Origin of the sequence: Actinosynnema sp. NPDC023658, from assembly GCF_040639995.1 — a bacterium.
GTDB lineage: Bacteria > Actinomycetota > Actinomycetes > Mycobacteriales > Pseudonocardiaceae > Actinosynnema.
In genome coordinates this window covers 1-5,685 of sequence record NZ_JBFAAX010000374.1, presented here as the reverse complement: position 1 = coordinate 5,685, position 5,685 = coordinate 1, and the positions used below count along the sequence as shown (strand labels likewise).

Below are 5,685 nucleotides of genomic sequence, written 5' to 3'. Positions count from 1 at the left end.
GCAGGCCGAGCACCACCAGGCCGAAGCCGGGCAGGGTGGTGATGCCCAACTTGCGGCGCAGCGCCGCCGGCAGGGTGGTCACCGTCGCCTGCACCGCGGCGGTGGTGACCACGCGCCACAGCGGCGCCCAGACCGCTTGGGGGATCCGCACGCCGGGCGGCGGGGGAGCCTGGTGGATGCTGCCGAACAGCAGGTCGCGGACGGCCGCGTTGTCCTCCAGGACCTCGTCCACGGTGCGGTCGAAGTAGGCGGTGAAGTCGTCGAGCGTGGCGGGCAGGTCGGCGTCGGTGATGCCGAACCGGTGCCCGAGCGCGCGCCACTCGGCGTAGAGGCGTTCGGCTTCGACGCGGGGCAGCGGGTCGCCGCCCAGGCGGTGCACCGTGAGCATGGAGTCGAACAGGGTCAGGTGGACCCACATCCTGGCGGCCGGGTCCGACGCGGTGAACGGCCTGCCCCGCTCGTCGACGCCCCGCATCCGCCGGTGCAGCCGCTCCAGGCGGGTGATCTCCCGATCGCGCTGGGCCTGCGTGCCGTAGATGTAGAGCTGCAGGCTGTCGAGGGTGTGGAACAGCCGCCGCCACGGTCGGGCCGTGTAGACGGAGAACTGGCTGATCGCGGCGCCGACGGCCGGATGGGCGCCTTGCAGGACCAGCGCCCGGTGGGCCACCAGCAGCAGCCGCCACCTGCCCAGGTACCTCCACGAGGCGGAGCCGACGCCGAGTTCGTCCTCGTCCCCGACGGCGTGCTGCGCCTGATCCGACACGCGACCTCCCCAGCCCGGACCGGCACGGTCCTCCCGCTCCCGGACATGATGGGCGGACGCGGGCCGCTCGGAAAGGTCCTCGCCACCTGATCATCCGATCAGGTGGTCGGCGGAACGGCAGCGGCGCCGTGGCGGCGTCGCCTGCGCCCGCACTCGGTGATGGCCTTCTACTCCTGCTGCTCTTGGTAGTCGGCCAGGTGTTGGCGGTGTGTGACCTGGTGCTGTGGTCAGTGGGCGCCGCAATTGCGTCGCTGTGGCACTCCGACCCTGCTGACTGGCAGGGCCACCCTCGCAGCCCGAAGCTCGCATGACCACTCGATCGTGTGTCGTGTGTGCGATGTCGCTATCAGGGCGTCGATGTCGTGGGGACCCGGCTCGAGCAGCGGGGTGATGGTGTGCGGCCAATTCGGACCGTCCGAGTAGATGATCTTGATGCTGCGGCAGGGTCGGAGTCCCCGCAAGGAACCGGAGGCGGACTATGGCGGCCTTGTCAGGCTGTTGCGGGTTCGTACTCGTTGATCAGGCCGCTGAGGATCGGTCGGCGGTGTACCGGCGCGTGGTTCGGTTGTGGGATCGGGTGGTCCGGTCGGGGTGGGGTGGGTTGTCGGGCTTGGGTCTGGAGGGGATGGTCTGGGGTTGACCCGTTTTGACGGACAGGGTGATCCTCACCTGATTGTGTGGACTCGGGTTACTGGATCATGCGTCTCAGCAGCCCGGAGGACAGCTCATGATGCCGGAGCGGTACCCACCGGAGTTCCGAAGCAAGGTCCTCGCCCTGGTCCCGTCCGACCGTCGTGTCGCCCAGGTCGCGGTGGACGTCGGCATCAGCGACCGGATGCCGCGGGCTCACCGACGATCCAGGCGGCTCGGACTGCTCCGATCGAGGGCATTACCGTAGTTCTTTGTCATGGCGGCGAGGTCACCTCGTCACCTCGGCGTCCATCCCCGTTCCGACGTCGAGGACCGAGCATGACGGTATCCGCCCTGCCACGCCCGACCACGCTCGCCGAGTGGATCGCCGCGACCATCCCACCGGCATCCCGGCCCTGGACGCCACTCCGGTCGAAAGTCTGCGGTTCCTGTTCTACGGCCGAGCCTCCACCCGCGAACACCAGGACCCGCGCACGTCGCGGGCGTGGCAACTGGATGTCTCCCGCAGGCTCACCGGAGAGCACGGTGTGATCGTGGAGGAGTACTTCGAGGTCGGGTGCTCCCGTCAGGTCCCCTGGCATCTGCGGCCTCGGGCCGCGGCGATGCTGCGCTACATCGCGGCCAACGCGGACCGGGTCGACGCGGTGGTGGTCGGCGAGTACGAGCGCGCCTTTCTCGATACCAACCAGGTGCGCGAGCTGCGGGCGGTGTTGGAGCGGTACGGGGTGCAGCTGTGGCTACCGGAGGCCGAGGGGCCGGTGGATTTCGGCAACCCCGCGCACGAGGCGCTGCTGGCGCTGCTCGCGAAGCGTTCGCTCACGGAGGTGCTGCGTTCCCGCCACCGGGTCGTCACCGCGATGCGGATGCAGACCGTCGAGCAGGGGCGTTACCTCGGCGGCAGGCCGCCCTACGGCTACCGGCTCGTCGATGCCGGACCACACCCGAATCGGGCATTGGCGCGACGTGGTGTCCGGCAGCAGCGGCTCGTGCCCGATCCGGCCACCTCGCCCGTCGTGCAGCTGATCTTCTCCTTACGTCTGGCCGGGCACAGCGCCGCCGGCATCGCCCGACACCTCAACGAGCAAGCCGTGCCAAGCCCTTCGAGCGCGGACCCGGATCGCAACAGCAATCGGGTTGATCCCGGGTGGTCGCTGCGCACCGTGGTGGAGATCCTGGGCAATCCCCGCTACACCGGCCGTCAAGTGTGGAACCGCACCAGCGCCGACCGCGCCACCCGTTCCTCCAGCGGCCGACGCACCAGCGTCCGCAACCAGCACCACGACTGGGCGATCTCGACCCGCATCGCCCACACGCCGCTGGTGTCCGAACAGGACTTCGTCACCGCCCAGACCATCCAGGCCACCAGACAATGCATCCGCCAGGCTGACCCCAATGGCGGCGGGTATGTCTACCTGCTGGCGGGCCGGCTCCACTGCGGGTTGTGCGGGCGGAGGGTGGACTCCCACCGCTCCCACGGCCGTGCCGCCTACCGCTGCCGCCACGGCCACACCAGCGCCCGTACCTGACCGGAGGGCGCGCCGCGCAACCTCTACCTACGCGAAGACCACCTGCTCGCCTACATCGCCGCACACCTCACCGCCACAGGCATCGCCGATAACCCCGACCACGAACAGACCACACGGCTGGTCGACGCGCTCGATCTCGTCTTCCGCTGCGACACCACCGGCGTCGCACTCCTCGACCGCGGCACCACCGGGCGAACACGCGCACCACGCAGACGCCCCACACCGCAGCCTGTCCACGACATGCCCGGAAACGAAGACCGCGGAGAGGCGGGCGGACAACTCCTGCTCGCCTTGAGCTACGTAACCGCCTCGGAGGCCGACCAACCCGATACGCCCAAAGGCCAGGTGGACGCACCGGCTCGCGGAACCCGCCCCGCGCGCCGGCCTCTCCGGCCGCCTGCCCGTCCCGAGCGCCCTTCAGTGCCACAGCGGCGGCACCGGCAGGCCGGGCTCCGCCCCACTATCGGCGCCACCCGTTCGCGGGATGCATCCCGGGCGGGGCGAGACGAACACCCACCGCCAGGCGAACTTCGCCGTCGACAGGGCTCGGCACGAAGTGTCGGACGCCGCCCGCTGCTCCTGCCCTCACGCCGGGAGGCACCACACGAGCAGCGACCACCAGGTAGGCTCGGGGCTGCGTCGGGAAACACAAAGCCCCACGACGCTGCCAGGTGACCTGGAATTACATCGTGGGGCAAATTATGTGTCCGAGGGGGGACTTGAACCCCCACCCCCTTTCGGGGACTAGCACCTCAAGCTAGCGCGTCTGCCATTCCGCCACCCGGACTCGGCTCTCGCCGTGGTGTGCGCATAGATTACATGATCGTTCCTGGTAGCCCAAATCGGGGTCTACTGAAGCGCTCGACGCGACCAGAAGTACTGGTAGAAGGCTTGCGGGAGGCTGTCGGCCGGCGAGTGTGGGGTGGGGACGCACCGGCGGGTGACTCGGGTGGTGCGGCCTGCGTGCGAGAGGGCCCGGCGCGGCGATGGTCAGTTGGCGAGGGTCCGACGGGTGGGCACGGTTGGTGGTCGGGCGGCGGCTGGGTCGTCGAATGTGATGTTTTGGCTCGCGGATGCTTTGGCGGTATTCGGGGCGATTGGTGGCCACGTCGTCAGGTCGATTGGTGAGCGGGTTAGTGGCAGGATTGTGCACGGCTGGGCGCTTCTCGCCTGGTTCGGTGGCTTAGTGGGGTGCAGTCGGCGGTGGGTTGTAGTGGGGATTCGGTTCAGCCGCCGTGGTACCGGCAGAGCTCGACGGTGTGGCCCGTGTAGTCGGTGGGGAAGCAGTCGTCGCCGTCGCCGGTGAGGTCGCTGTAGACCCTGGTGGTCAGCGCGTTCTCCACGGTCAAAGTGTCGCCGTCGAGCGAGTACCGGTAGCCGTTGCTGGACGGCAGCTTCGCCACCCACACCCCCGGGAGGACGTCCGTCCAGTCCGAGGGGGGCTCGTCCAGGGCGTCGGACTCGTGCTTCTCGTCCACCTCATCGTTGTCCGAGGCCGGCTCGGTGGTGGTCGTGGTGGTCGGAGGCGCTTCGTCACCGGAATCGTCGAGGAGGCGGCCGGGTTCAGGTCGAGGGTGTGGTGGTGCGGTCAGTTGGGAGTGGGAGGGTGGCTCGGCGCGGCCCGGGGTGGGTCGCGCCGAGCCCGCGTCAGAGGTCGAGGAAGTCGTTCGGCTTAGAGATGTCCAGGTAGTCGTTGGGCTTGGGGACGTAGTGGTTCGGGTTTTCCGGCTTGTACCGGGCGTTGGCGGATGCCTCCGCGGTGGCCGTTCCCGCTTCGTCGGACGTGGCCAGTGCGGCGCCCGTCAGGATCAGGCACGAAGTTCACCCTCCAGACCGACCTGTCCGACGTGAACTCGGCGGGCAACAGCCGCAAGAACCTGGTGCGGTCCATCGAGGACAGCCTGCGGCGGCTGGAGACCGACCGCATCGACGTGCTGTGGGTGCACGCCCACGACACGCTGATGCCGGTGCCGGAGCTGATGCGCGCGCTGGACGACCAGGTGCGGCTGGGCAAGGTGCTGCACGTCGGCGCGTCCAACTGGCCCGCGTGGGAGGTGGCGCAGGCCAACACGCTGGCCGAGCTGCGCGGCTGGTCGCCGTTCGTCGGCCTGCAGATCCGGTACAACCTGCTGGAGCGCGCCGCCGAGCGCGACCTGCTGCCGATGGCGCGGCAGTTCGACGTCCCGGTCCTCGCCTGGGGCGCGCTGGCCGAGGGGCGGCTGACCGGCAAGTACCTCACCGGCGGCACGGGCCGGCTGACCGTGCAGCCGCGCGAGCACAGCATGGCGGGCGGTGACGAGGTCGTGCTGGAGATCGGCAAGATCGCCGCCGAGGGCGGGTGGACGCCCGCGCAGGTCGCGCTGTCGTGGCTGCGCACCCGGCCGGGCGTGGTGATCCCGCTGCTGGGCGCCACGAAGGTCGAGCAGCTGGTGGACAACCTGGGCTGCGTGGACGTGGCGCTCGACGACGAGCAGGTGGCCCGCCTGGAGCGGGCCGCGGAGTTCGAGCTGGGCTACCCGCACGACCTGCTGCGCCAGGACGTCACCGTGCGGGACATGTACGGCGTGCAGTGGTCGTCGATCGACGACCGGCGCACGACCGTGCAGCGCGGCGTGGCCGACACCCGGTACGCGCCGCTGCCCTGGGCCTGACCGCAGCACGAACCCGCGAGAACGCGCGGAATCACGCGAAAGCACGACAACAGCGCCCGGAAGCGCATTCGACGGACCCGCCGCGACACCGCGC

General features: G+C 69.8%; 4 protein-coding genes and 1 tRNA gene. 2 read left to right on the top strand and 3 right to left on the bottom strand.

Annotated elements, in window-relative coordinates; genetic code table 11:
- A partial coding sequence (locus AB0G02_RS26750; RefSeq protein WP_360798748.1) for an oxygenase MpaB family protein occupies positions 1-763 on the bottom strand: 763 nt, incomplete at its 3' end.
- Between the two features lie 1,010 nt (positions 764-1,773).
- Here AB0G02_RS26750 and AB0G02_RS26745 point away from each other — a divergent pair.
- Positions 1,774-2,940 (top strand): recombinase family protein, encoded by a 1,167-nt coding sequence (locus AB0G02_RS26745; protein ID WP_360798745.1) that lies wholly within the window; start codon positions 1,774-1,776, stop codon positions 2,938-2,940.
- Between the two features lie 704 nt (positions 2,941-3,644).
- On the opposite strand, the gene AB0G02_RS26740 is transcribed toward AB0G02_RS26745, so the two are convergent.
- Both AB0G02_RS26740 and AB0G02_RS26735 read right to left on the bottom strand, forming a co-directional pair.
- Positions 3,645-3,727: transfer RNA gene (locus AB0G02_RS26740), tRNA-Leu, on the bottom strand.
- 439 nt (positions 3,728-4,166) lie between these two features.
- A complete protein-coding gene (locus AB0G02_RS26735) occupies positions 4,167-4,418 on the bottom strand; it encodes a hypothetical protein (protein ID WP_360798742.1) in 252 nt (83 codons plus the stop codon).
- 312 nt (positions 4,419-4,730) lie between these two features.
- On the opposite strand from AB0G02_RS26735, the gene AB0G02_RS26730 reads away from it, so the two are divergent.
- On the top strand, positions 4,731-5,591 hold the full coding sequence (locus tag AB0G02_RS26730; RefSeq protein ID WP_360798739.1) for an aldo/keto reductase: 861 nt from the start codon (positions 4,731-4,733) through the stop codon (positions 5,589-5,591).
- The last annotated feature ends 94 nt before the right edge of the window (positions 5,592-5,685 follow it).